The following is a 26,787-nucleotide window of genomic DNA, read 5'->3' on the forward strand; positions in this document are numbered from 1 at the left end:
CGGGTGAACAGGACAAAATAGTAAGGCGGGCGTTGGATCCTTCCGCCCGTTCCAGCGAAGCTTTCGAAGCCTCTCAGGAAAAACGGTCGAAGTCCTCGCGCCCATGCACCGGTGCCATTCCTAGCAGTAGCAGCCCAAGAATCAGCACCGTCCCCTCCACCCTCTCCGATACTTTATGCAAGTGGTTGAAGTTCAATACCGCAGGCGCATCCGCGGGCGCCTTGGTCACATCGCCGCCCAGCGAGATCCGGTCTTTCTCCATGCGCCGAATCACCGAAAACTGGGAGTAGCTGGTCAGCACCAGCATCGCGATCACCAGCACCAGTTCTGCTCCGCGCACCGGATGCGAATCACGCTGCGTAGCCAATAAAGCCAAAGTCACCAGCAGGTAAACAATCCCCGCCGTCAGCCCGATATGGTGCAGCGCCACCAGCGATCCCCGAACCACCGATCCGGCGCTATGAGCGTCCGGTAGCGTCGAAAAGGCTACCGCTGCCACAAACCCGAAGAAAACCAGACCACCCACCCAGATGGCCAGCGCGATCAGTCGAACGATACGAAAAACTAAGGTCATGAGTCCTCATCGAGTTCGACCGATTATACCGTTGAGGTTGCGGGTGGCACACTTCCAGTCACCGCACCACGCTGCAGCGCACGCCGCAGAATCAGCTCAATCGCCGCCTTGCTCTGCGCATACTCTGCCTCGCTCACATGCCCTTGCAACCGATCTGTCTCGAGCCCGAACAGCTCTTCCTTCAGTACCTGCATCAACTGCGCCTGGTGTCCTGCAGACGTAGGCACAACCGGCAGGGAACTGGCCACTGCACTCCCTAACGGCCGCACGACATCTTGCGAAGCCGCAGCGCCAACCACCGGCGCCACCGCCGGCTTCCTCAACAAAACTCCAGCGGCTGCCACCAGCAGCAAGCCAAGTCCGCCCAGGATCCACCACTTGTACTTGGTCGAAACCGGCTCGCGCGTTCCATTCGGATCCAGCGGATTCCCGAGCCCCTTGCCCGGAGCATTGTCCACCGGCGCGCCCGCGCTGCCATCGGCCGCACCCGGTTGCCCTTGCGCGCTCTGGTCCGAACCCTGCGTGTCCCGCGGCAACTGCCCCGATCCTTCAATGCCAAAGCTCACCGCATCCCCTGCCTTCAAATTGCGCCGCAAGAAGGTCGTCGCACTCAAGTCTCCATTCGCCGGAATAAACTTCCCATCCGTCGCATCGAACTTCATGCTCTTGGGCAGACTCACGGCAAACATGTCGACCTGCCCCGCCATCTTCAGATCCACCTTCAAATTTCCCGTGTACGGAATGTGATACGCGATCTCAATCTGCGTCTCGCCCGGCTTGATCGGAAACATCACGCTGTACAGCCCCTTCTCTCCTTGTGGCGTCAAATCTTCGGCTGTCGGCATCCCGTTCGGCCCCTTCGCCGCGGTCGCCTCCACCACCGCACCCGCCGGCAGATACAAATTGAACGGCGCCTTCGAGAACTGTGTCATCGGCGGCTTCGAGGCATTCTTCACCACAAAGTCCTCGGTCACATTCAGAACCGCGCCACTTGGATCGGTCTGCGCCCGCAGCATCAGCACCTCGGTCGTCACGCCCACCACGTGCGCACCCGCGCTATACACGTCCACATTCACCGGCTGCCCTTCCGTCGCCGACTCGTAGTAGGCTGCCATATCGTGCGTCACCCGCAACAGAAACGGTCCACTCGCCGGAGCATTGATCGAAAACTGTCCTTTGGCATCCGTCTTCCCGGTCGCGAGCTCCGTCATCCCCTGCTGCAGCAAGGTGACCGTATCTCCAGCGGCCGGCTTATCGGTTGTGCGATTCGTCACCGTGCCGGTGATCGTAGCCGCCATTGCGGCGACAGGAAGCAACATCAGGAGGGCGGAAAGGCTGCGGAAAATGCGTTTATATGCGTACACAGGTCAAGGATACTTCAGATGCCGAAGCTCAATTGTGATTGCCGCCACGTTCGGTCCGTTTCATGTCTGGCAAAATATGCCGGAAAAAGTAGACGATCTTCATCCACCCACTGGTCTCGATCAAGATCAGCGCCCCCCACAGATCGCTGTGTCTTCCCTGGTAGCGTTCCTTCCAGTGCCAGATAACGACTACATAGGTGTACACAAGGAATGGAAATAAAAACAGCACGCCGAAAACCACCGGCCAAACGCGATATTCTGCAGGGAAAAATAAGGCCACAAAAAAGAACGCAGCGGATATGGTAGTCAGCCAGCCGAAGCCTCGCACCAATTCGAATCGCCTGGGCCACTTGTCGGTCATTGCACCGAATCATACGCGAAGCGCTACCCGCCCAGCGTCTCCATCTCAGTGACCACCTTCGCGGCCTCGGCTTCCAAATCCCCCCGCTGCCGCGCGTAATCTTCCTCAGGAAACTTCCCCGCCCGAAACTCAAAGTTCAAATCGCGCAGGTTGTCATACACCACGCCTTTGCGCTCCCGCAGATAGTCCAGCCGCGTCTTCTCCACGGGCGCCACCACCCGCTCCTGCGGCCAGAAAACATACGCAATGCACCCAATCACCAACACCGCCAGCGGAAGTACAGTCTGCAGATCCATCATGCCTCCAGAAACTCTCTATCCGAATCCTACGCCCCGCCTGCAACCGCGTATGTGATCAGAAATACGTTCAAGGTATAGTCTATCTCCGTCGGCACCGCCGGCCCTCGTTCGGAGGAAGTTTGGGAGGAACCATCGTTTTGCCCCCGAAATCCCGCGCCTCGTTCTTGCCAGCCCTCATCCTCATCGCCACGCTCCTCCCGCTGCCCGCCTCCGCCCAGCCCGTCCTCCACACCGACCCCCTCAATCTCACGCCCCCGGTCCGCCAATCCCTGCAGCTTTTCTACAATCTCAACTTCGACGCCGCCCTCAAGATCCAGGAACAGGTTGCCCAGCAGCATCCCGACAACCCGATGGCCTCGAACTACGTCCTCACGACCATCATCTTTCGCGAGCTCTATAACCAGGATCTCCTCGACACCACCTACTACGCGCACAACAGCTTCCTCACCGTAAAGCGCGAAGTCAATGTCCCGCAGGCCGCCCGCACCCGCATCGAGGACCTCACCAACAAGGTCCAGCACCTCACCGACGCGGAGCTCGCCGCCAACCCCAACGACGCGAACGCGCTCTTCGCCCGCGGCTACGCCAAAGGCATGCACGCCGTCTTCATCACCCTCGTCGATCACTCCTTCGTCGCCGCCGCCCGCCAGGGCCTCTCCGCCCGCAACGACTCCGAAGCCGCCCTCAAGATCGATCCCGAGTACGCCGACGCCTGGATGGCCATCGGTATCCAGCGCTTCGCCGTCGCCAGCCTTCCCAAATTCCTCCGTTTCATGGTCGGCTTCATGGGCGTCGGCGGCAGCAAGAAAGACGGTCTCGCCGACCTCCGCAAGTCCGCCGAAAACGGCACCGTCACCCCCGTCGAATCCCGCACCGTCCTCTCCCTCTTCCTTCGCCACGACGGCCAGTATCCTGCAGCCCTCGAGGTCCAGCGTGGCCTCCAGAAGGAGTACCCCCACAACTACATCTTCTGCCTCGAAGTCGCCAACCTTACCAAGGACGAAGGCCACGGCCTCGACGCCATTGCCACCTACAAGCAAGTCATCGACGAGGCTGCGAAACCCGGCTACTTCGTCGAACCTCGTCTCGAGCTCGCCTGGTTCGGCATGGCCGACACCCAGCGTGGCTACAACATGATTAAGGAAGCAGCATTCGGATACACCCAGGCGGCCCAGCAGTCCGACTCCAGCGACTGGCTCCGCAAACGCGCCGAACTAAGCGCCGGCCAGATGTATGACCTCCTTCACCAACGCGCAGACGCCATCCACATGTACCAGCAGGTGCTCCAGCCCGGCGGCGACCAGACCCAGGCCGAAGCTGCCCACAAATACCTCCAAACCCCCTACCAGGGCAAGTAGGGCCGCCCGCTAAGAGCGCATCATCCTTCACCATCGGCGAGGATGATGCGCCCACGTATCATTGCCAGTTTTCGCCGTCATCCTGAGGCGCAGCCGAATGACCCCCGCATTGGCTCTTGCTCTCGCCCGTTCTACCTAGCGAAACGTGGCAACCGTAGCGTTCTTTGCGTCAAGGCAGTCGCCTCTTCCTATCGAATCCGCAAAATGCGCGCGTCATCTCCACGCTTCACCGCGATCCGCTCATCGAAAGAGGTATTCGTGTCGCTCACGATGTACAGTGTCTCGCCAACGCGCGACTCAACCGCCACCCAGACCCCGGCAGGCAGATCGACAACGCCAGTCTTGACACGAATCTGCCGCCGCTGTGCAGACATATTCACCAGGACGAGATACACGGGGCGGTCCATCGCAGTGACGTGGGAGGGTATGTCGGCATGTGCTGCGACCACGCCAGCGAAGGGAAGGAACGAAACGAGTAGAAGGGCAAGAGTACGCATGGCAGTTTCTCCGGAAGTGAATTTCGGAGAGACCCTCTGCCATGGTTCAGAGAACCTCAACGTGTGCCCCCTATGACCACGCTTGTGGGTGAAAGTTTCAAACAGTTGCGTGATTTGCGAATCACGAATTTGCGAAACCACGAAATCAGATTCCGCTCATCACCTCTCATGGAGGAACGCCCAAACTGCGTGCCCCATGTTCTGCATTTACGATATGGTCCTCACAAAACCGCCTGCTATTCGTGCTCTTTGCGATGAGTGAATGCCAGGATGCAGTGCGAACGCTGCCGCCAACTTGTCATCCCTAAAAATAAATTGCCCCAAACCACATCAAAAACAGCCCAAAATTCGCATGTCAACCCCCCTTCCTACCCAAAACCTCACAAACCCCGCGCCACCATTGCCGATTTCGCTTTGACTCGCTTGGCATAGTTACCCCACCCCGGGGACTAAACTTTAAGTAGGACGACCAGAGCCACGGAGCAACCAGTCTCAGCCCTCATAATCTCCGATCCGGGAGGGGGGTACTTTGATACTTAACCGGCTCAGAATCATAACGTTACGCACCACACGCGCGCCACGGTGGGGGGTACTTTGGCCTCTAACCCGCGTGGTTGGCATACTTTACAAGGCAAGTATGACTAAGAGGGGGTGGGGGGGGGTACCCCACGGAACCATGGCGCGAGGATCTGCGTAAGACACATCACGCACCAGCAGGAGGTACGAGATGAACTGCACCGCATGTGGCAAAGAGCTTAGCTTCGGATCAAGAATTTTGCAGCAACTGCGGCCACGCCGTTCCGCCTCCTCCCGCACCTCCAACTCAGCCGTACGCTCCTTACCGGAACATCGTGCGTCCGCAGTATGGACGCATGCTCGGAGGCGTCTGCGCCGGTCTCGCGCAACACTTTGGCTGGGATGTCGCGCTCGTACGCGTATTGCTGGTCGTGCTTGTCTTCTTCGGTTGCGGCACGCCGATTCTTGCCTACTTCATCGCCTGGATCGTCATTCCCAACGAGCCATACTCGTTCCCAAACGATCCCTACGCTCAAACTTATGCGCAGCCCTACGCACCGCCTGCTCCAACACCCGCCGCGCCGAGCAACGGCCCCACCGCCTGATGCAGGTACGATGGTCAGGTGAGCACGACCAACACCTCGCCCCGCCCGTTCATCTACGCCGACAACCGCCTGACCTGCTCGGGCGTTGACCTTACCGATCTAGCCGACACCTACGGCACGCCGCTCTACGTCTACTCCGCCGACGCTATCCGCGAGCGCCTCGGCATGCTCCAGACAGAGTTCGCGGCGATTCCAAACACCCTTTGCTATGCGGTCAAGGCGAACTCCTCGCTAGCCATCCTCAAGCTCCTCAGCGAGCAAGACTGTGGCTTCGACATCGTCTCCGGTGGCGAACTCGAGCGCGTCCGCCGCGCCGCGCCCTCAGCCCTCAGCCGCGTCGTCTTTTCCGGCGTCGGCAAACAGGTCTGGGAGATGGACGCAGCGCTCGCCGCCGACATCCTCCTCTTCAATGTAGAGAGTGAAGCGGAGCTGGAAATCCTAAGCCAGCGCGCCAGCGCCGCGGGCAAGATAGCCAGGATCGCCCTCCGCGTAAACCCCGACGTCTTCGCCGAAACGCATCCGTACATCTCGACCGGGCTCCGCGAGCACAAGTTCGGCATCGCCATCGAACGCGCTCGCGAAGTCTACCGTCGCGCTGCCCAGCTTCCCAACCTCGAGCCAGCAGGCGTCAGCGTCCACATCGGCTCCCAGATCCGCGACGTCGAGCCCTTCGCCCAGTCGCTCCAGCGCGTCCGAAGCCTGGTCGAGGAACTCCGCGCCGACGGCCACAACATCCGATACGTCGACGGCGGAGGAGGCTTCGGCATTGAGTACGGCAACGCCGCCTTCAACCCCGCAGCAAGCGTCGCAGCCTACGCAACCGCGATCCGCTCAGCGCTTGACGGCCTCAATGCTCACCTGCTCCTCGAGCCCGGACGCTTCCTCGTCGCCCAGGCCGGCGCGCTCCTCACCCGCGTCCTCTACACCAAGCAGAACGGCACGAAGCACTTCGTCATCGCCGATGCGGCCATGAACGACCTCATCCGCCCGGCTCTCTACCAGGCTCACCACGAGATCCTCCCGGTGATCGCGGCATCTCCGGAGCACGCCCGGCCCAATCAGACCGCCGACATCGTCGGCCCGGTCTGCGAGACCGGGGACTTCTTCGCCCGTGACCGAACGCTCCCCGAGCTCCGCGCCGGAGACCTCGCGGTGCTACTCGACGCTGGCGCCTACGGCATGTCGCTCGCCTCCCACTACAACACCCGCGTTCACCCCGCAGAGGTCCTCATCGACCACGGCCAGCCACGCCTCATCCGCCGCCGGGAGACACTTGACAGCATCCTCGCTCCAGAGCTCCTGTAACCGCGCGAGCACCCCACGGCCCTACCCCCTGCGTGCTACAATTTTCTTCGACGAAGATGCGCGACATGTGCCGTTTATGGCCTGTTTTCGCACATATACGCTAACTAAAGCAGCAGAGGTTCACACATGTCTGGCCACTCAAAATGGGCGACAATCAAGCATAAGAAGGGCGCGCTGGACGCCAAGCGCGGCAAGATCTTTACCCGCCTGATCAAGGAAATCACCATCGCGGCCAAGGGCGGCGGAGGAGATCCGGACGGCAACCCGCGCCTGCGTGGCGCGATCGCCGCAGCCAAGGCCGAGAACATGCCAGCAGACAACATCAAGCGAGCCATCCAGAAGGGAACTGGCGAGCTCGAAGGAGCAGCCTACGAGGAGATCCGCTTTGAGGGCTACGGTCCCGGAGGCGTTGCGGTCATCGTCGACACCCTTTCCGATAACCGCAATCGCGCAGTCTCCGAGATTCGCTTCGCCTTCTCGAAGAACGGCGGGAACCTTGGTGAAACCGGCTCCGTTGGGTACATGTTCTCGAAGAAGGGCGTTATCGTTGTAGCGAAATCTGCGGCAGACGAAGACAAGCTTACCGAAATCGTTCTTGAAGCCGGCGCTGACGACCTCACCGATGAAGGCGAGAACTGGGAGATTCTGACCAGCCCCAAGGACTACGAGGCAGTCATGAACGCCCTCACCGCGGCCAAGATCAAGCCCGAACACGCGGAAGTGACCATGATCTCTTCCACATACACCAAGCTTGAGGGAACGCAGGCTGCCCAGATGATGCGACTGCTGGACGCTATAGACGACTTGGACGACACGCAGGCGGTCTACTCCAACTTCGATATGGATGAAGAGTCAGTTCCGGCCTAACCGAAGAAACAGTAGCAAACCGAGAGATGCGAAAGCCGCCACTCGATGGCGGCTTTCGATTGTGAGGACGAAGAGGATGACGCGGATACGAATACTGTGGATCGTGGCTGGCTTGTCGATTGCGGCTAGCAGAGCATTGGCCGCGCAGACCCCTTCGGCCGCGATACAGGCCGAGTCGCCCATCGCAGCTGTCTCCAATTCGAAGCCGTGGGAATATGGCGCGCTCATCCAGGGAGGAGTTGGCCTGGAGCAACGCACAGACTTCAGCTTCTTCATGGTTGGAGGACATATGGGGAAGGTGCTTACACCGCAAATCGGCTCAGGAAGCCTCAGGGGAAATATTGAATACTCGGTCGAGGTGTTTCCGCTCTGGCAATCGTATACGCCCAAGTTCCAGCGCATCAGCTGCACTGGAACGTCTGAGCCTGTCTGTAGCGCACCCTATACCGTAGGTGGAACATATACCGGCGTGAGCGTCACGCCTATCCAGGTGCGGTGGAACTTTACCCACGGCAAGCGGTTCATGCCTTGGATCCAGGCCGCTGGCGGCGTCGTGTGGACCAACCATAAGTACCCTGCGGTCGGGGATCTCAATCCTGACGACCCAACTCAGACCGGTCCAGCAGCCAATACAAGCGTCTGGAACTTCACACCGCAGGGCGGAATCGGTGCCCATTACTTCTTGAAGCCGCGACGCTCAGTGGACTTCAGCGTTAACGCGATACATATTTCCAGTGCCAGCCTCGGAGACAAGAATCCCGGAGTCAACGTGAGCTTGCAGATGTCGGTCGGATACACATGGTGGAAGTAATACGATGAGCAGCGAAGCCATAAACGGAAGCCCGAACACCGAGGCGATTGTTGAGTGCGTTCCTAACTTCTCCGAAGGAGCAGATCGCGAGAAGGTCGAGGAGATCGTCCGTGCGATGCGCGTGGATGGAGTGCATCTGCTGGATTACTCCCTGGATGCGGACCACAATCGGTCCGTGGTGACCATTGCTGGTTCGCCGGAAGCGGTTGTCGAAGCGGCGGTGCGGGGTGCAGGGAAGGCCGCCGAGCTGATCGATCTGACCAAGCAAAGCGGCGCTCATCCTCGGATTGGCGCTGCGGACGTGATTCCGTTTGTTCCGGTTAGCGGCGTATCCCTGGTGCAGTGCGCCATGCTGGCGCGGCAGGCAGGATTGGCGATCTGGCGGCGGTTCGGCGTACCGATCTACTTTTATGAAGCCGCCGCGTCCAGGCCGGACAGGGTGAACCTGGAAGATGTGCGGCGCGGCCAGTTTGAGGGTCTACAGCGGGATTCGCTCAAGGATACCCGGCGTCAACCTGATGTAGGCGGCCCGGAGCTCCATGCGACCGCTGGAGCCAGCGCAGTGGGAGCCCGTAAGTTTCTGATTGCCTACAACATATACCTTCCTGCCAGCGGGTCGACCGAGGCCGTCAGCCTGGCGCGCTCGATCGCCAAGGAGATCCGCGCCTCGGGAGGAGGCTTATTTGGTGTTAAGGCAATGGGTGTGATGGCGAATGGCCGTGCCCAGGTGAGCATGAATATCACGGATTTCCAAAAAACGCCGATGACACGATTACACAGCGCCGTCACCGAAATAGCTGCTCGACACGGAGTAGCGATAGCCGAAGGTGAGGTAATTGGACTTATTCCAGAGCTCGCTTATGAGCCGAATGCAGAATGGGTGCGTCAAACACCCCAGTTCGATCCGGAGGACAAGGTTTTGGAGCGGCGATTACGGCGTCCGTTGGACTGGCCATAGCGCACCGGAGCGATTTGCTAGATGCAACGATTTCAGTGAAGAATATAGCTTGCGCGGTAATGCGCAACTTTCAGGGAGTTCCCAATTGAAGACCTTTAGAAAATGGCAGCACACGACAGCGATTGCGGCCTTAGCGACGATGGCAATGGCGCCAATCGCACTACATGCCGCACAATTGAGTGGCGACGCTCGGGCTTCCATTCCGCGGGATGTGCAACAGATCATCGTGGTGGATTATCGCCAGATGCAGAACTCGCCGGCTGCAATGCAGTTGAAGGACCGGGTTCTGCCGCCTGAGTTGAAGCATCTGGAAACGGCCCTCAAGAATTCCGGCTTGCAGGTGGATCAGGACGCCGACACGCTCGCGTTTGCAGCGTTTCGGACGTCGGGGGGAGGCACTTCCGGTGGCGACGGCACTGGAACCCGCATTCTGGGTGTGGCGCAGGGCCAGTTCAACACCCAGGCCATCCTGGCCAAGTTTGCCAAAGAGAAGACCAAAGCGACCATGCTGCGTAACAACTCCATCTATCCGATGGGTTCTGGTGGGATGAGCGTAGCCTTCCTCAACCAGACTACGATGGTCTTTGGCGATCGTGAGGCGGTGCGAGCCGCGCTAGACGCCCGTGATGGACTTCAGCCTAACTTCCTTCAAAACAATGAGATGATGGCCGAAATGCCGGGTGTCGATTCTCAGGCGGTCTGGAGCATACTTGACCAGAAGGGCACCCAAACCATGATGAAGAGCGTCCTTGGCGAGGCCGCCGGTCTGGCGGACTACGATACGGTCAAAAACCGTATGAAGGATGCCAGTTACACGATGGATTTCAGCAACGGCGTTCGTTTCAACATGTCCGTCGATATGTCGGACACGATTACCGCAGCTACGGCGGCGACGATCATGAAAGGGGTCGCGCTGATGAAGAAGTCTTCCGGATCCGCTCAGGAGAAAGCAGCCGTGGATGACACGACGATCGATTCCAATGCGGGTGTGTTGACGGTGGCCTATTCATCCTCGGATAGTCAGTTCGCAGGACTGCTATCGTCTCCGCTGTTTCAGCAGGTAGTGGTCAAGTAATTCTTAATCAATGGCTTGCAATAGAAAAGGTGGCCAGATGGCCACCCTTTCTTGCCTTTTAATTGGGTAGAGATTATTGGCCCGCTGGCTTGGCCGAAGCCTTGACCTCGATATTTGGCAACTTTCCTGAGGCCAGGCAGCGCTCCATCACTGCAGCGCGAAGCCGGTTGGAAAGCTCTTCCGGAAACTCATAGGTGACGGCGCCACGATAGACGTCGATGGTCTTTCGTGTGGTGTCAACCACCACTTCACAATGGTGACAGGTTCCCAGATGCGCTTTGACTTCGGTTAGCAAGGCAGGATCGATCTGTCCATCGAAGTAGTCGGTGAGTTTTGAGAGAAATTCCGTGCAGTTCACTTTGAGGCCTCGTTGTTTTGCCGAAAGTAACGGCTGAGACGCTCGCGTAACTGCAGGCGCGCGCGTAACAGTCGGGACTTGACTGCCGGCACGCTCAATCCGAGCGCGGCGGCTGTCTCTTCGGTCGACAAGTTTTCGATGTCGCGAAGAGTGAAAACGGTTCGAAAACCTGGGGGAAGACCTGCAATTGTCTTCCGGAGGATCTCTGCGAGCTCCGATTGGGAGTAATTCTGCTCAGGATTGGGGCGCCACTCGGCGAAATCGCGGGGAATGGAACCCTCGTCGGTTTCCACATCCTGATCCATGGAAACGGTCTTTGACGTCTTGCGCTTACGGAGCCGCATCAGGCTTTCATTGACGGCAATTCGCACCAGCCAGGTGGAGAATTTCGAATTGCCCTGAAACTGGTCAAGTTTTTGAAAGGCTTTGAAGAAAACATCCTGAGTAATGTCTTCGGCGTCTTCGCGGTTCTGAGTAATATGTTGCGCTGTGCGAAAGATCTGCCGTTCATATTGCCGCACCAGCTGCTCGAACGCTGCGGTGTCGCCCGCCTTTGCCCGCTCCACCAGTGCAACATCGGGATGAATCTCTGGCTGCGGGTCGGTCGCAATCACTTCCTCAAAGGGATTGTGAGGAGCGCCGGCGATGGTTGAGGTCTCAACTGCCATAAGTAGCACCAGTTTACAGGATCACGTTTCTGATTGCCTGACATGAGCCATAGTTATCTTCAGTGGTTCCCTTGATCAGGGGTATGTGGAAGCGTGATCGGCCTGATGGACATAGAGTTAACTTGGGTGGAACGTCGGATGAAGTGGCTGGGATCGATAGGTATCGTTGTGATGGCGTTGTGCAGCGCCTTGTCTCCTGCAGTGGCGAGCGCACAAAGTGCTGGCCACAAGCCTTCAACGACGACTGCCTCCAAGAGTAAAAAAAAGACGAAACCCGCTATCCAGTCACAGAGCAAAGCTTCCGGGAAGCAGACTTACGCCACAGGCCACGGGGCAACTGGGACGCATCGGCCCGCCAGCGGCCACTCTTCCTCTCATCACCAATCCGCGCAGGTATCGGAATCGGCAAGCACTCGATTTAGGCATGTTCACGGACATGTGGCCGCAAGGGTTAGTCATCTTCCGCAGCCAACAGCGGAGAGTCGGCGACTGAACGTTGCGTTCAGTGCGTCCGCACAATTGAGGCCTATGGCTCAGCAATTAGTGACTGATCGAAGTCCGGCTGCTTATGCTGGCGTTCTCGCGTACGCCGCGTCGCATCCGGGAGAGGCGGCCGCTTCAGCGGAACTCGCGATCGGCCACGCGTACATGCTGGATCGCCGCTATGCCGATGCGGAGAATGCATTCCGGCAGGCGAGTACCCGCGGTGTCGCGCTGGACGACTATGCCAACTATCTGGAGGCTCAGGCAGCGGTCGAAGGAAGCCGTCCGCAAAATGCCATCCCGCTATTAACTCACTTTTCCGATCACCATCCGAATAGCGTGTTCGATAGTTCTGCTCCTGTCCTGCTGGCGAATGCCTATCTAGCAGGTAACGACGCGAATGGTGCTCTTCGGGTTTTGCAGCCACTCGTCGGGAGCCCAGTGGCGAACCAGGTAGATTTCCGCCTGACACTTGCCAAGGCGTATCAGGCGAACGGTGATCCTCAGAAATCGTCCAGTCTTTATCGAGGCATCTATCTCGGCGATCCGCTGAGCCCCGAGGCTGCAGCAGCGAAGTCACAACTCCTGCTTATGAATGTGCCGCTGTCTGTCGCGGAACGCAAGCAGCATGCCGATGCGATGTTCAATGCCAAGCAATTTTCCATGGCAGGGGATGAGTATCGCGCATTGCAACGAAGCAGTAACGAGCTAAGTCAGTCTGATCGCGACGCTTTGGAGATCTATGTTGCGGTTTGCAATTTGCGCCTTAAGAATCTCAGTCGTCTAGAGGTAGAACATCTTCCAGTGACTGGAGATGACAGTGCTGCCTTGAAGATGTATCTCCAATCAGAGTTAGCTCGGAATACGGGAAATGCGGATGAGCATGATGCCTTTGTGCAGCAATTGATGGCACAGTATCCTCACAGCCGTTGGCTGGAAGAGGCTCTTTATTCTGGCGGAAACATGTATTTGATTCGCCAGGATGATGCTAAGGCTATCGATAACTATCTAGCACTCGTACAACATTTCCCGAACAGCACGTATGCACCTGGTTCGCATTGGCATGCGGCGTGGCTGTGTTATCGTCAGCGGCGATATCCGGATGCCGCTCGCCTGATGGACGAACAAATCACGCAGTATCCGGCCGGCAGTCAAATCCCGGGAGCTCTTTATTGGCGCGCCCGACTCTATGAAGATGTTGAGCATAACTATGGGCAGGCGCTGAATTACTATAACCAGCTCAATAAGAGTTATGTGAACACGTATTATGCGATCCTTGCGCGAGAGCGGATCGGGCAGCTCGGCCCCCGGCCCGATGTTCCTCCCGCACCTGCTCTGGCCTCAATACCTGTGGTCGATGACCCTGAGCTCACCGATGTGCTGCCAGAGAACGATCCTCACCTGATCAAGGCAAGACTGTTGGCGAATGCGGCGCTGAACGAATACATCAGACCAGAGATTCAGCTAAGCGAGACGTCAAACCAATGGGGAGCGTTTGCCGAGGCGCAGATCTACCAAAGCTTTGGCGAAAATGCTCGTGCACTACAAGCCATGAAACGCAGCAAAATTCCGTTCCTCTCACTCCAGGTCAAAGACGTGCCGATGGCGTATTGGGAACTGCTGCTCCCCCGACCCTACTGGGCAACACTTGAGAGTGATGCGCGAGCTAATGGCGTTGACCCGTACCTGGTGGCAGCACTTATTCGACAAGAATCGGAGTTCAACCCGGGCGCAGTGAGTCGAGCGAATGCGTATGGTTTGATGCAACTGCTGCCGTCGGTGGGTAAAGAGATTTCCAAGAAAGATGGTCAGCGCCATTTCAAAACAAATGACCTGCTTGATCCCACCATCAACCTGCAATTGGGAACACAGGATCTTCGCAAATCAATTGATCGTTACGGTGGCCAGGTTGACTATGCCCTGGCTGCTTATAACGCCGGAGATACTCCGGTGCATCAGTGGATGTCAGCGAACAACTACAAGGATATTGCGGAGTGGGTAGAGTCGATCCCGTACACCGAAACCCGGGAGTATGTGCAGGCGATCGTGCGGAATCGTGAGCTGTATCGTGCGGTATACGAGAAGCACTAATCGGCGGTCACGCGCTACACTCACTCGTGCCGGAGAGCTACTACGGGATCCATGTTCGCGGCACGAATCGCTGGCAGAAGGCCAGACACGACGCCGACCAGTCCAAGAATTATGAAGGACGCGAGCATGATTCCAAACGATGCGTGCAGGATGATGTCTCCGTCATGGTTCGCAGTCTGGTACATGGCAGAATAGAGCGGCATTGGCGGGACGAGATAGGTAGTTGCGATCGACACCACAATTCCCGCTACACCTGCGAGAAAGGTCAGAACGAAGCTTTCAAGCAGGAATTGCGCAAGAATATCGCGCGGGCGGGCGCCAAGTGCTTTCATCAGCCCGATTTCACGAGTGCGTTCCGTGACGGAGACGAGCATGATGTTCATTACTCCCACACCGCCGACGGCAAGTGTCATAGCGCCGATAATTCCGAGAAGTACCTGCAAGGCGAAGGAGAAGGCGACAAGCTGTTTACCATCCTCAATCGTGTCCCATGCACTCACCGCCTTTTCGTCCAAGGGATTGAAATGATGACGCTGGGCGAGTACAGTCCGGACGGCTTGCAAGGATCGCAGATGCAACTCGGCGGTTGAGGGCTGAAAGACAATGGAGTCGGGATCGCGCTGCTGGCGAAGGGTTCGCATCGTATCAAACGGCACGAAGATATTTTCGTTATCAGGTCCGTTGTTGGACGAGTCCTGAATCTTATTGCGAAGCACACCGATGACGGTGAAGGGTTGCCCCTCCACTTGTACTACCTGACCTACAGGTGGATACCCACTGAATAGCTTTTGCGCCGCGTGCGCTCCAAAGATGATGACCTGGCGATGCTGGCTGAAGTCGTCGGCTTCGAAGAACCTGCCTTGATCAATGTCCAGGCGACGCATCCGACCGTAGGGAAGATCCACGGCCTTGGAAGAAATCGCGACAACTTTGGGTCCGTATTTAACACTGAATGTATCGTCCGTTTCGCGGGAAATTGCACTGAGGAAGGGAAGTGAATCGCGTACCGCTTCCATATCCCCATCTTTGAAATGGACCTTCTGGCCGGAGCGCTGGCCGCCTGCCTGCATGGAGGTCTGCCCTCCCCAGACCATGATGACATCATTGCCAAAACCGAGGAACCCTTCCATTACCGCGTTACTTACGGCTCTGCCGTAGCTGAGCAGAAGGACTACAGTAACGAGCCCCCAAACAATGCCAAGCATAGTCAGTCCGGAGCGCAGACGATTGCGTCGCAGAGACTCGACGGACTCGGTAAGGGCTTCACTCAGATTCATTGAAAGGCTCCTTGGCTAGTCAGTGCGGAGGCACTCGATGGGCGTAAGGTTGGCGGCGCGCAGCGCAGGATAGGTGCCTGCGGTCACGGTGATGATTGCAAGCGTGACGAGCGAAGAGATGATCGCAGTGGCCGAAATAACCGGGTGAGGAAGGAATTCCGGAAGTGGAAGCAGGCGCAACCCAACGATAATGCCGACGCCGACAAGCAGACCAAGAGCCCCGCTCACGAGGGTTATGATGGCGGATTCGACGAGAAACTGACGTCGAATATCCACGGCTGTTGCTCCAAGAGCCTTACGCACGCCGATCTCGCGTGTTCGTTCGGAGACGGCAACCAGCATGATGTTCATGACGCCGATGCCGCCCAGTGCAAGAGTAAGCAGAGCGACGGCGGCAAAGAAGATCGTCATGGCACGAAATATATTGTCAGTGAATTGAGCCCCCTCGAGCGTGTCCCACACCCAGATCGCGTCGGTATCTTTGGGATCGAAATGATGTCGATCAGCAATGATCTGACGAACCTCATGAAGCGCTGCGACGTGTACATCAGCAGAAACCGGTTGCACTACGATGTTGCTGACAATGCCGGGGAAATCACCCTTATCGTCCGGTGGGAAGTCGCGCTCCATAGCGGAGTAGGGAACGAAGAGCTGCGAATTGTCTGGCCCTGACCCGTAGCTGCCATTCTGTTGCTTGCTGGCGAGCACGCCAATGACGATATAGGGATAGCCGTTAATTGATAGCGATTGGCCGATAGCAGGCTTACCCGGGAAGAGCTGGCGATTGGATTCTGCTCCGAGGATGACGACACGCATGCCTTTGTCTTCATCTTCAGCATCCATCAGCCGGCCCTGCTCTACATGCAGGGAACGAAAGTCCTGATAGTCTGGCCAAACGCCGCGAACTGCGCGGCTGGCAGCATTCCATGGACTGACTTCACTCACGGTCCTCCGGAGTTCCGGCGAGACGTGCTTGACCAGCGGCGCTCCGTCTCGAATGGCGATCGCGTCATCGATGGTCAGCGCGACGTCCCGGCCGGCCGCATACCCGCCGTATGGCAACGCTGTTTTTCCGCCGAAGCAAATAGCAATATCAGTACCGATTGTCTTCAGATGGTTGCGCTGGTCGATGCCGAAGCCGATTCCGAGCCCGACCAGTAAAATGACTGAACTGATACCCCAGATGATTCCAAACATTGTGAGGAAGCTGCGAAGCTTGGTGGCCCACAGAGCGGAGATAGTTTGCTTGAAGATCTCAAAGAAGGGCATAGTCGTAGGTCGCTCGAAGTGCCTTGGCTTTGAGCAGATACGTATGCAGGGGGATGATGGTTCCAGCTAAGTACATGTCGGCTTGGAACGAGATACGATAAGGGAAGTATTAATTGCCCGGATGGTGAAATCGGCAGACACAGCGGACTTAAAATTGTATAAGTCTATGGCTATATTGGCATTAACTATAAGATAAATAAATACTTATAGCGCTGATGCAGTGTCCCCGAGGCAGACACAACCCTTACACATTTTTTGTGATATTCAAGAAGTGTGCGGAGGTCATCGCTCATGTCCGAACGGTTCACGATCCTCGGTGGCAAGGTCCACATCTACAGGCGTCCCAATAGCTCAAGCTGGCAGTGTGCGAGCTTCCTGGCCGGGAAGAATCGACGCACAACCACCAAAGAAGACAGCCTCTCGAAGGCAAAGGAAGTCGCAGAAGACTGGTATTTGCAACTACGCGGCAAGCTCCGCGACGGCGAGCTGAAAAGCGGAAAACTGTTCCGCGAAGCCGCGAAGTTGTACCTGCGCGAATTCGACATCATGACGCAGGGACAGCGGAGCGCGACCTATGCGCGCGGACAGCACGCACGGACAAACGGACACTTGGTGCCGTTCTTCGGCGGCATGGTTCTTCCAGATATTACCGCTGGCAAGATCAATGAATACCGTATCCATCGCCTCGAAGAGTGCAAGGTGCAGCGTGGCAAGCCGCCCGCGCATAACACCATGCACCAGGAAATCGTGACGCTGCGCCAGATCTTCAAAACGGCTCTGCGCCACGGATGGATCGATCATCTACCGGATTTGTCCGCGCCGTATCGCGCATCGGCAAAAATCTCTCATCGAGCATGGTTCTCGCCTGAAGAGTACAAGCAGCTTTACGAGGCGACGCGAAAACGCGCACATGATCCCAAGCAGCCCCGGTTTCGTTGGGAAGCGGAGCAACTTCACGACTATGTTCTGTTCTCCGCCAATACTGGCCTCCGTCCCGACGAGGCAATGCGTCTTGAGTTTCGCGATGTCACGGTGGTCGAAGACGAGGGCAGCGGCCAAACCATCCTAGAGATCGAAGTACGTGGAAAGCGAGGCGTTGGCTATTGCAAGAGCACGGCGGGTGCCGTGCATCCGTTCGAGCGGTTGAAGACCCGGACACGACCTAATGGTGGACCGGGAAGATCAGGTAATCGTACTGCATCCATAGCCAAGGGTGAGTGGCACGAGCCCGACCCTACCGATCTTCTGTTTCCGAAATGGCCACGCGATTTATTCAATGCGATTCTTGATGAAGAAAAGCTTCGCACCGATCGCGACGGTAGGCCGCGAACGGCCTATAGCCTGCGCCACACGTACATTTGCCTGCGCCTCCTCGAAGGTGCCGACATCTATCAGATCGCCAAGAACTGTCGGACAAGCGTGGAGATGATTGAGAAATACTATGCAGCCCATTTAAAGACACGACTTGATGCTTCCGCTATCAACATCATGAGGCCGCGTCCGAAGAACACGGCGACTTCGAAGAAAGGCCCTGGCCGTGTGAAAGCCGTTCACTTGGCTGAAGAGGCGTAGACCGTCGTTGCTTGCTTTATGATGGATTGTGGCCAAGTTCCCGCGGGCGTGGTGAAATCGGCAGACACAGCGGACTTAAGGAATTGAGTGCCCGCCAGGGAAACCGGCGGAGTAGAACTGCTCAAAGTCGGGGAAACCTTAACTGGCAATCCCGAGCCAAGCCCGGATATTCTCCGGGAAGGTGTAGAGACTAGATGGGCAGCACCTAACCCTCTCGCGAGGAATGGTGAAGGGATAGTCCAGACCACGAACTCGCATAGCGGGGCGGCGAAAGCCGAAGTGGTATGAAAATCCGCAGACCCTAACAGGTCGTGGGGGTTCAAGTCCCCCCGCCCGCACCAGATTTCCTTGGCCGCCAGGATGGAACCATCCTGGCCCTCGTCCTAGGGCCGAACGGCCCTTTGGACGCTGCGCCTTGGGCGCGCACTTCTTGGTCAGCTTAGTCGGCTCAGATATCCTCGTCGAAGACCGAGACAGCGCATGGGATAATCAGATGTCCGGGTACGCAGATAGGCGCGGTAGTGTTCGCAGACGGCCGAGAATCCTGGCGTGCGACTCATCTAGAGAGTGAAATTGATGGCGCGAAGCGATCTTTTGGTTGCGTTAGTTAAGGCGGGCGCGAGTGGTGACAAGAATCTCTTGCGAACCTCGACCGAAGCTCTGATCGCCGACGAGCGATCAAAGCAACATCATATTTTTGCCGAAAGACTCGGAAAAGCCCTTGCATCAAATGGTAATGGAACCAATGGTTCGCACACGTCAACGGCGCTAATGGCAAGCCCATCGAGCACAGCAGTCAATGATCTATTTGTTACGCTCACACCACAGCGGCGAATAGAAGACTTGATTTTGCCCTCCTCAGTGCGTGGTGTCTGCGAATCATTCATAGAGGAACAACGCAGAGCTGATCTCCTGCGATCGCATGCGTTAGAGCCGCGCCACCGAGTGCTAATGAGCGGTCCTCCAGGTAATGGGAAGACCACTTTAGCGGAGGCCATCGCAGAATCTCTAAACCTTCCTCTACTGGCTGTTAGATACGAGGCCGTGATTGGAAGCTTTCTTGGTGAGACCGCGTCTCGACTTCGGCGTGTCTTCGATCTTGCACGTTCAATGCCATGTGTTTTGTTTTTCGACGAATTTGATGCGATCGGTAAGGAACGCGGTGATATCCATGAAACTGGCGAAATCAAGAGAGTTGTCAGTTCGCTGTTGCTGCAGATAGACGCGTTGCCGAGCTGGACAATCGTCGTTGCAGCGACAAACCACTCAGAATTGCTGGATCGAGCAGTTTGGCGGCGATTTCAACTCAGGCTTGAATTGCCGATGCCTTCGGAACGCCAGATTAATGAATTCATCGCTCAATTTTTTTCCTTGAGAGAATCATCCCGAGATTTGGGATATTCCAGCCTACAACTAGGTCGAGCACTACGGGGTAGCAGCTTTGCAGAGACTGAAGAGTTTTGTACAAGCGTTTTGCGCCGCATTGTTCTTTCTCTTGGTGCGGAACGTCCGAAAGACATTGTGGCATCGGAACTGATACAGTGGCGAGCACGCGTCAGCGCTCCAAATTCATTGAGAAAGAGCCCCAAACGTGGCAGAAAGACCACTTCTTCCGCTTCCAACCCCTAGTCGTCAAACTAGGACTAAGCAGTCTCAACAGTCTTTTGATCCTCACGGATCGTTAATCCGTCCTTCAACCGCGCGTCAAGGCCAGCGGCTCGCACCGAAGTTCGAAAGACTTAGAGAAGTCTCGGACCAGTCTTTAGCGCAAGCCACGTTGATCCTCCAGCAAGACCCAGAAGGCCTCGCGCCTGAACGCGCTCTCGTATTCGAGGTGGCCGGGGGTCTCGATGACTTCTACGCTCAGGTCCAGCGAGTTCCTGGACTCGAATTTCTCCTTCAGGAGAATGTTGAATTTCCGCCTTCGGACGACTTCTACCTCGTTCATAAAAGGCGGGGCGAAACTCTTAGAAGTGACGCAAGCATTGGGGGAAAGTTATATCTCGCAATGCCAGACCTTGAGGCTCTTCGACAGATTCTCTCGCTTTGGGATAGGCACCAGAGGGGTGAACGGATGCCGCGCGGATTCGCTCCGTGGGGAATGCTTTTTGAATTGCTCGTTGACCTTCGAACGTGGGGACCACAGGATCGGATCCTACCTGAAACCGTTGAATACTGGAGGCATCGTTTACAGAACGACCCGATCACGCCGATTCGCTTTGAAATAGAACTATGGTTTTTCGACCAGCCCGAGAGGAGACAACGGACTGTCGCGGAGGTTGCTAGGCTTGTCCAAGCAGCTGGTGGCGAAGTCATTTCTCAGTCCGAGATCGCTGTAATCCGCTATGCGGGTGTTCTGGTGGATCTTCCAGTAGCTAGCGTGGAACAAATCCTAGACAATCCTCGATCTGGGTTGGGTGACGCAAGCGGTATTATGTATATCCAGCCCCAATCTATCGCTTCGCTTCCAAACAACGAGGACTTGCAAACAGACGAGTTGGGAGGTGAAGATATTTCATCGAGCGCAAACGACCTAGATCCGATTGTTGGTCTCCTTGACGGTATGCCGGTGGAAAATCATGTTCTGCTTCGGGATCGAATATTGGTTGATGATCCCGAAGGCTTTGGATCAAGTTCTCCCGTGGCTTCCAGATTTCACGGTACGAGCATGGCGTCCTTGATTATTCACGGGGATTTGCAGGCGCTTGAACCGCCGCTCTTGCGTCGCTTATTCATCAGGCCGGTCTTGATTTACGACGCTCAGGCTCAAGCGGAACGCACTCCTGCCAATTCGCTTCCGCTAGATATCGTGTATCAGGCAGTACGAAGAATTCTTGAAGGAGATGCCCTTGCTCCTCCAACGGCACCGAGTGTATTCGTATTCAATCTCTCGATTGGAGACGTAAATCGTCCATTTTATGGTCGGATTAGTCCATGGGCGCGACTGATCGACTGGCTATCTTTTCGCTACAAAGTCCTCTTTCTCGTCAGCGCGGGCAATATCCTTGGATGGTTACCGGTCCGTAATTACCTCGATCGGCAGGCGTTCCAGCAGGCTGACGCCCTAGAGCGCGAAAAACACATCCTTGATGCTCTGAACATGGAGAAACGAAATCGTACCCTACTTTCTCCTGCGGAAGGGTTGAATGCACTAGCAGTGGGTGCTTGGCATCGTGATGCTTACGCAAATCCCCCCACGGACTTCCAAGCGACTGATCCATTTCCCAGTGGATCTCTGCCAAATGTGAGTTCCGCTGTTGGGCTAGGCCATCTGAGGATTATCAAACCCGATCTTCTTTTTGATGGAGGGCGCGAATTAGTGCGCGCAGCTGAGGACCAAGGTCACATATGGATTGCACCGATACCTGGTGGAAGATACGCTGGCCAACTGACAGCAGCACCTGATGATCAAGGTACGGGGCGCCTCGATAGGCGCGTCCGGACGATAGGGACGAGTAACGCAACCGCACTTCTAACGCGAGCAGCAGTTCTGATCTATGAAGGGCTTGTCGATTCCGGATATGTGATACCGCCTTCACATCGCGCGGTTGTGATCAAGTCGCTCCTAATTCATGGTGCCGAATGGGGTGACACCGGAAAACGTTTGGAGGATCAGTTTGGGCCGCCAGGACGTGCGCATCTACAAAGAAGGGAAAACGTGACTCGCTTCCTGGGTTATGGCCGACCCGACATTCAACGAGTGCTCGATTGCGTAGCGGAAAGAGCAACCTTATTCGGATTTGGAGAGTTACAAGTCGATACGGAAGATATCTTCGACATTCCCTTGCCGCCTTCAATTGAGAGCACCATGCATCCGCGGCGTCTGACTATAACACTGACATGGTTGACCCCCGTCAACGCCCGACATCAAAGTTATCGAGCGGCGGCGTTAGAGGTATTTCCCGCAGGGGATGCGGAATATTCTCTCGCAGTCGGGCGTAGGGCAAGCCAGCCAACTCACCATTCGGTTGACCGCGGAACGACGTTCCACTGTATTTACGAAGGCGAAGAAGCTGTAGCTTTCTTAGACAATGGTTTTTTGCGATTGAGAGTTAGTTGCCGTACACAACTCTCGTCGATGGATGATTCAATTCCATACTCGCTAGCCGTGAGCCTCGAAACTTCGATTGGCACTGGGGTGGATATTTACCAGGAAGTTCGCCAAGCCATTGGCCTTCCCCTTATTGCTGCCGCGGTCTCGCCGTAGAATTGCAATCTAATGTGTCCTGGCGTTACTTTGGCCACGCTATTGTCACTGGCCAACATCGTGGACACCGACTCTCTCCAATATTTGTTTTACTTCCTCGCAGTCCAAACGCTGTTTTCTCGTTTGCCAACGGCGATCTTACCAAGGATAGTCCCATCATGTAGGTCGTAAATTCCCCCCAAATAGGCTGAGCGCAAGCCAAATAGAGTCTTGGATTCGCAGCAGATAGCGAGGTAATTCCCGTCCACAGACACGACCGCAGACTCCATGCGAGTCTTTCCTCCATGATGCGATGCCAGTCTTAAAGACGCCTTGTCCCATACAGATCTCGCATCTTCCGTCCGGCGCATCCCGTCGAGGAGCTCACAGAGCGGGCGCAAACGCGTCTCGCCGCTGGTTGAAAATTGTTGAGAGATTAGGACGCCTGTGATCGCACAGGTCCGCATATCTTCGGGGTGATGCTTTTCGCCGCTCCAGATGCACAGTTGTGCTTCGACAGGAGCGCAGAACTTGCCTCCAATTGAACGAATAGCGACTTCTCTCAAAAGATGTCGGCCAGATACGCTGCTCGTTTCGCATTGTGATTTTAAGGCTCGTTTGCCAGTCACCGTGCAGCTGTAAACCTCCGAGGGCAATACGCGTTTCCCGGTTGCTTGGCAGACTTCCAGCACGCCGGGTCTGACCAGACGTCCTGTGTGCTCGCACTTCTCAGCCTCGGTCACCGCAAGAAGCACACGGGTTTCAGAGCATTCCACGAACTCACTTCGATGTCCCGTTTTACCAGAAACCGACGACCGCTTTTGCTCGTCTTTGCGAAATAATCTCTCGGACAACTCGCTCATTAAGAGTTCTTCTGCCAATACATCCGATTTCGTGAACGAGCAGCTGCGAAAGTATTTCGGCTCTCCGCGCTGCCCGCTCACAGCGGAGGTCTTTAGCAATGTGCTCCCGCATGGCTTTTGGGTCACAGATGATAGTTCAACTTCGTCACTCAGCACTCGTTTTCCGCTGATGCTACAGATCACCGTATGTTCGGGTAAGCCGCGCCGACCGCTGATGCCCGATTCGACGAGCAAATGCCTTAAAACGTTCACACCGCTGACTTGGCAACGATCAAGGCAATCCGTCGGCACCCTGTGATGGGTCAGTGAACAGAGTTGGCGTTGAGGCTCCGTTTCCACCCTTCCATTCGATGGGATCGTCGTGACAGTCGATTGATAGGAGGGTGAATCGCCGAAAGAATACTTTACCGTTGATCTAACCTCGCGACAGACTGCGCCCTGAAGACCAACCAATTCGAATTGAAAACGGGGAGTGAAGTCGTCGAAGAGTTTCTGTCTCTTGCGATCGTCGCTTGCTGCCCCTCGGACCTCTTGCTCACGCCTCTCCAGATAGAACCGAGAAAACTCCGCGATGCTTTCGTCGTTTTTCGCTGCCTCTATTAATTTATCCTTATCGATTCCAACCAAGAATGGGTCTTCGAGTGTCCTCGTCAACGGTGCCTGTTCCAGGGGTCCGGTTGACGCCCGGCCCGAGATGGGTAAACATGCAATCTCTATCAAACGCTCATAACTGTCGTGAGCGGTCGTTACTCGAACCCGAAGAAGTGCGTTGCCTTCGAAACGTCGCTTGGCGCCATCGATGACGAGCGACCTTTGGACGCCGCCAAAACTCTCAAGCCAGTGGTTTACTGCGGCCTCGTTGTCGCCCTTCAGTTCGACGTCTAAATCGTTCACGTCGTGGATACCCGTCGCTGTTACGCGGCGGACCAATCCTGAAAATCCATTGGAACCGGGTGCGTAAAGTGTGCTCTTGAAGACTGTGGGAGTACCTTGGTTGAAGCGTACGACTTCTCGCCCTCCGTTCTCTTCCGCAATAAAAACACCGGCCTCGGTATGAGGCGTTAGCCGAACTCCCAAATTCCTCAGAGCCGACAGCGCAAATTCTTCCCCTTCCATTGAATGAATTGATACAGGTAGTTTCGGTGCGCGGGGGCCCGAATATTCGGCGCCGTCAGAACTCCCAAGCATCTCGTTGATCGTGGCTTCCGACCGTTCGAGTTCTGCCTTCGCTTTTTCTATACTCTCTGCTTTGAGCAGTGCTTCTCGCTCAACGTTCTTACCTGCGAGTGCTGCCAAAACTAGCTCCAATATCTGTTCTTCAAAGCTGACCGCAACATCTTCGTCTCCATCGCCAACGTCGGAGCCTTGGAGAAGAGATTCGATATCTCCGATGGCGTGGGAAGCCATCTGCAGCTTTTCCATCAAACGACCGACGATGTACTCCTCGAACGTACCCTGAAGCATAATGTTGAAGATGCTGACATGCGCGTGCTCTGAAGCTAGCCGTTGAACGCGACCGATCCTCTGTTCCACAATCATCGGATTCCAGGGCAAGTCGTAGTTCACCAGCACGTTTGCAACTTGGAGATTGACGCCCTCCGATCCAGCTTCAGTCGAAACAATCACCCTGTAGACCGGAGGGTTCTGTCTAAACCGGCTGATTGTCTCCTGATTCCGAGCGCCAGACTCACCATTGATGATCCCTACCTTCAGATCGTGCGACTCCAAAAATGCCTGGATCGTCGTCTGCGTCTCACGCCGGGTCGTGAACACGACCAATCTCCATCGATCGGGATTTTCGTTCTTCAGCTTCTTGATCAGACTCTCTAGGCCGGTCAATTTTGCACTGATCGGCATGTGATCGACAATCTCTTTCACCGTCGAGGCGAGCGATGCGGGGACTGTTCCGTTTCGAGCCATGTTGGTTAGCTGAGCAGACAGAGCATCCGGGCTGCTCGTCAACGCTTGTAGTATCGAGATTTGAGCTAGGCGATTCAGAAGCTGGATCGGTTTCGCAATCGCCTTAATGAGTTCCAACTCGGACTTCGTCGGCTTGACCCGGTGCATTTGGACGACTCGGTCGGGGAAATAAAGCTTCGCGTCCCCCCTTCTCACGCGAGACATGTACTGATAGATAATTGAGCGGAATTCGTCTTTGGCCTGGGGGTTTAGTTGCCGGGCTTGATCTTTTTTATCCGCAATAAACTTCCGTGCAAAGAGGCCCGTCGCGCCGAACGGATTTTCATGCCCACGAGCCACCGTTAAGAGGTCAATGAGTGAGTACAGATCCCAGAGTCGGTTCTGAACTGGCGTTGCTGTCAACATCAAGACAAAGCGAAACCTCCGTTTTTCGAGCGCTTGCCGGAAGGTGGTTGCGACTTTCGGGGCATTGTCGGTGCCATATAAATTGCGAAGCTTGTGCGCCTCATCCAGGATCAGCATCTGAAACCGATCGTCAGGAATTGCGTCCAGATACATTCGTGCGGAGTTATAAGTCGTAATGACGGCCCCCGTTTCCTCCGGGTCAGCACTGAGCAGATTACGACCGATTGCGATCTCCGCCTCGATATCGAATTTGCTTTGAAGTTCGTCCTTCCACTGCGGACCGAGTAATTTTGGACAGACAATCAGGACTTTGGAAAGCCTACCGCGAGCTATCAGCTCGCTCATGATGAGACCTGCGCTAATTGTCTTGCCAAGACCCACATCATCCGCAAGAAGGGTGACAGGCAATCGGCGGCAGAACGTGATGAGATTTGTGACCTGATGGTGGAATGGAGTGACGCGATCGCGCCAGCGTTGTTTTGATTTTAAATCATCCGCATTTTGAATGACGATAGGCTCTGTCAGATCCCATTCCAATGCGGCTCGATACAGACGATACTGTTCGGGACTGATCCCGCGAGTGAGGATTTTTGCTTGGATCTCGCCGCCAGATGCCATGATCGACTTTGCGTCCTTCCAGTTACCGCTCGTCTATGATTTAGAGGAAGTGTCGGTCAACTATACCTTGACTGGACGCTTTAGCGCGGAATATCCCCAAACGCTGCTTTCGGCCCGCCCGCAGATACCATGCGAGCCACGGCCCGTACCGATAGCAGAAAGTTGGCAACAGCGTTCATGTGGTGCGTGTTTGCATCTGCCAGCGCTGCTGCGCAGCGGAATTAGGCTGACACGTCACCCCCAAATGGGATCTGTGGACCAAGCGTGCGGGAAGGTTTGTGTTTACACGAGTGAACGGCTTTAGATTCTGCAACATCCAGGCTAAGCGGATCTCTAGCTGATTCGTGCGGTTGTTCCATGTCGCTCGATGTAAACGCGGAGCGCACGTAGACGTAAACGGGTTGATTTTGCAGGGTCTTGTTCGTTTTGACGAAATTAGCTGATTGACGTGCCAAGGCGAACCGGGCATGCTGTTTCCAAGGCGAGG

Annotated in this window: 22 protein-coding genes; 11 read left to right on the forward strand and 11 right to left on the reverse strand. The window is 56.0% G+C overall.

What is annotated here, in order from left to right; genetic code table 11:
* Positions 1-73: 73 nt before the first annotated feature.
* Genes GSQ80_RS19515 through GSQ80_RS19530 form a run of 4 tightly spaced genes read right to left on the reverse strand, consistent with a single transcriptional unit; the run spans position 74 to position 2,595 of the window.
* Positions 74-574 carry a DUF4149 domain-containing protein gene (locus GSQ80_RS19515; RefSeq protein ID WP_158789324.1) on the reverse strand — a complete coding sequence of 167 codons (501 nt, stop codon included), beginning with the start codon at positions 572-574 and terminating at the stop codon, positions 74-76.
* Positions 575-597: 23 nt separating this feature from the next.
* Entirely contained in the window at positions 598-1,938 is a 1,341-nt protein-coding gene (locus GSQ80_RS19520) for a carboxypeptidase-like regulatory domain-containing protein (RefSeq protein ID WP_158789325.1), read from the reverse strand.
* Positions 1,939-1,966: 28 nt separating this feature from the next.
* Positions 1,967-2,299, reverse strand: a complete 333-nt coding sequence (locus GSQ80_RS19525; RefSeq protein WP_158789326.1) for a hypothetical protein — start codon at positions 2,297-2,299, stop codon at positions 1,967-1,969.
* Positions 2,300-2,322: 23 nt separating this feature from the next.
* Positions 2,323-2,595: a hypothetical protein gene (locus GSQ80_RS19530; protein WP_158789327.1), complete on the reverse strand. Its 273-nt coding sequence runs from the start codon at positions 2,593-2,595 to the stop codon at positions 2,323-2,325.
* 140 nt (positions 2,596-2,735) lie between these two features.
* Here GSQ80_RS19530 and GSQ80_RS19535 point away from each other — a divergent pair, with 140 nt between their 5' ends.
* On the forward strand, positions 2,736-3,956 hold the full coding sequence (locus GSQ80_RS19535; protein ID WP_254059794.1) for a lipopolysaccharide assembly protein LapB: 1,221 nt from the start codon (positions 2,736-2,738) through the stop codon (positions 3,954-3,956).
* Between the two features lie 188 nt (positions 3,957-4,144).
* On the opposite strand, the gene GSQ80_RS19540 is transcribed toward GSQ80_RS19535, so the two are convergent.
* On the reverse strand, positions 4,145-4,453 hold the full coding sequence (locus tag GSQ80_RS19540; protein ID WP_158789328.1) for a hypothetical protein: 309 nt from the start codon (positions 4,451-4,453) through the stop codon (positions 4,145-4,147).
* Positions 4,454-5,304: 851 nt separating this feature from the next.
* On the opposite strand from GSQ80_RS19540, the gene GSQ80_RS19545 reads away from it, so the two are divergent.
* From GSQ80_RS19545 to GSQ80_RS19570, 6 genes are all read left to right on the forward strand, one after another.
* Positions 5,305-5,574, forward strand: a complete 270-nt coding sequence (locus GSQ80_RS19545; protein WP_254059795.1) for a PspC domain-containing protein — start codon at positions 5,305-5,307, stop codon at positions 5,572-5,574.
* A gap of 18 nt (positions 5,575-5,592) precedes the next feature.
* Positions 5,593-6,879 (forward strand): diaminopimelate decarboxylase, encoded by a 1,287-nt coding sequence (gene lysA, locus GSQ80_RS19550; protein ID WP_158789329.1) that lies wholly within the window; start codon positions 5,593-5,595, stop codon positions 6,877-6,879.
* A 126-nt stretch (positions 6,880-7,005) separates the two neighbouring features.
* Positions 7,006-7,746 carry a YebC/PmpR family DNA-binding transcriptional regulator gene (locus tag GSQ80_RS19555; RefSeq protein WP_158789330.1) on the forward strand — a complete coding sequence of 247 codons (741 nt, stop codon included), beginning with the start codon at positions 7,006-7,008 and terminating at the stop codon, positions 7,744-7,746.
* Between the two features lie 76 nt (positions 7,747-7,822).
* The gene (locus GSQ80_RS19560; protein WP_158789331.1) at positions 7,823-8,557 is read left to right on the forward strand and encodes an acyloxyacyl hydrolase; all 735 of its coding nucleotides are present in this window, start codon (positions 7,823-7,825) and stop codon (positions 8,555-8,557) included.
* 4 nt (positions 8,558-8,561) lie between these two features.
* Positions 8,562-9,515 (forward strand): glutamate formimidoyltransferase, encoded by a 954-nt coding sequence (ftcD, locus tag GSQ80_RS19565; protein WP_158789332.1) that lies wholly within the window; start codon positions 8,562-8,564, stop codon positions 9,513-9,515.
* A gap of 85 nt (positions 9,516-9,600) precedes the next feature.
* A complete protein-coding gene (locus tag GSQ80_RS19570) occupies positions 9,601-10,590 on the forward strand; it encodes a hypothetical protein (RefSeq protein WP_158789333.1) in 990 nt (329 codons plus the stop codon).
* A gap of 73 nt (positions 10,591-10,663) precedes the next feature.
* Here the strand turns inward: GSQ80_RS19570 and GSQ80_RS19575 are convergent, their stop codons facing one another.
* Positions 10,664-10,948 carry an anti-sigma factor gene (locus GSQ80_RS19575; RefSeq protein ID WP_158789334.1) on the reverse strand — a complete coding sequence of 95 codons (285 nt, stop codon included), beginning with the start codon at positions 10,946-10,948 and terminating at the stop codon, positions 10,664-10,666.
* Positions 10,945-11,562, reverse strand: coding sequence for a sigma-70 family RNA polymerase sigma factor (locus tag GSQ80_RS19580; RefSeq protein WP_158789335.1), 618 nt, complete (start codon positions 11,560-11,562; stop codon positions 10,945-10,947). The genes GSQ80_RS19575 and GSQ80_RS19580 overlap by 4 nt, the downstream gene beginning before the upstream one ends.
* Before the next feature lie 582 nt (positions 11,563-12,144).
* On the opposite strand from GSQ80_RS19580, the gene GSQ80_RS19585 reads away from it, so the two are divergent.
* On the forward strand, positions 12,145-14,190 hold the full coding sequence (locus tag GSQ80_RS19585) for a transglycosylase SLT domain-containing protein (protein ID WP_254059796.1): 2,046 nt from the start codon (positions 12,145-12,147) through the stop codon (positions 14,188-14,190).
* Positions 14,191-14,210: 20 nt separating this feature from the next.
* On the opposite strand, the gene GSQ80_RS19590 is transcribed toward GSQ80_RS19585, so the two are convergent.
* Both GSQ80_RS19590 and GSQ80_RS19595 read right to left on the reverse strand, forming a co-directional pair.
* Complete coding sequence (locus tag GSQ80_RS19590; protein WP_158789336.1) at positions 14,211-15,467, reverse strand: ABC transporter permease; 1,257 nt, start codon at positions 15,465-15,467, stop codon at positions 14,211-14,213.
* A gap of 15 nt (positions 15,468-15,482) precedes the next feature.
* Positions 15,483-16,736, reverse strand: coding sequence for an ABC transporter permease (locus GSQ80_RS19595; RefSeq protein WP_158789337.1), 1,254 nt, complete (start codon positions 16,734-16,736; stop codon positions 15,483-15,485).
* A 291-nt stretch (positions 16,737-17,027) separates the two neighbouring features.
* Between GSQ80_RS19595 and GSQ80_RS19600 the strand changes: the two genes are divergently transcribed.
* The 3 genes from GSQ80_RS19600 (at position 17,028) to GSQ80_RS19610 (ending at position 22,515) form a co-directional block, all read left to right on the forward strand.
* The gene (locus GSQ80_RS19600) at positions 17,028-18,308 is read left to right on the forward strand and encodes a phage integrase SAM-like domain-containing protein (RefSeq protein WP_158789338.1); all 1,281 of its coding nucleotides are present in this window, start codon (positions 17,028-17,030) and stop codon (positions 18,306-18,308) included.
* 576 nt (positions 18,309-18,884) lie between these two features.
* Positions 18,885-19,937: an AAA family ATPase gene (locus tag GSQ80_RS19605; RefSeq protein ID WP_158789339.1), complete on the forward strand. Its 1,053-nt coding sequence runs from the start codon at positions 18,885-18,887 to the stop codon at positions 19,935-19,937.
* Positions 19,938-20,382: 445 nt separating this feature from the next.
* Positions 20,383-22,515, forward strand: a complete 2,133-nt coding sequence (locus tag GSQ80_RS19610; RefSeq protein WP_216850465.1) for a S8 family peptidase — start codon at positions 20,383-20,385, stop codon at positions 22,513-22,515.
* 89 nt (positions 22,516-22,604) lie between these two features.
* On the opposite strand, the gene GSQ80_RS19615 is transcribed toward GSQ80_RS19610, so the two are convergent.
* Together GSQ80_RS19615 and GSQ80_RS23135 are read right to left on the reverse strand one after the other, a co-directional pair.
* Positions 22,605-26,300 (reverse strand): DEAD/DEAH box helicase, encoded by a 3,696-nt coding sequence (locus GSQ80_RS19615; protein WP_158789341.1) that lies wholly within the window; start codon positions 26,298-26,300, stop codon positions 22,605-22,607.
* Between the two features lie 221 nt (positions 26,301-26,521).
* Positions 26,522-26,787, reverse strand: a 266-nt coding sequence (locus GSQ80_RS23135) for a hypothetical protein (protein WP_216850467.1), incomplete at its 5' end; no start/stop codon positions are given.

Source organism: Granulicella sp. L46 (assembly GCF_009765785.1).
Classification (GTDB): Bacteria; Acidobacteriota; Terriglobia; order Terriglobales; family Acidobacteriaceae; genus Granulicella.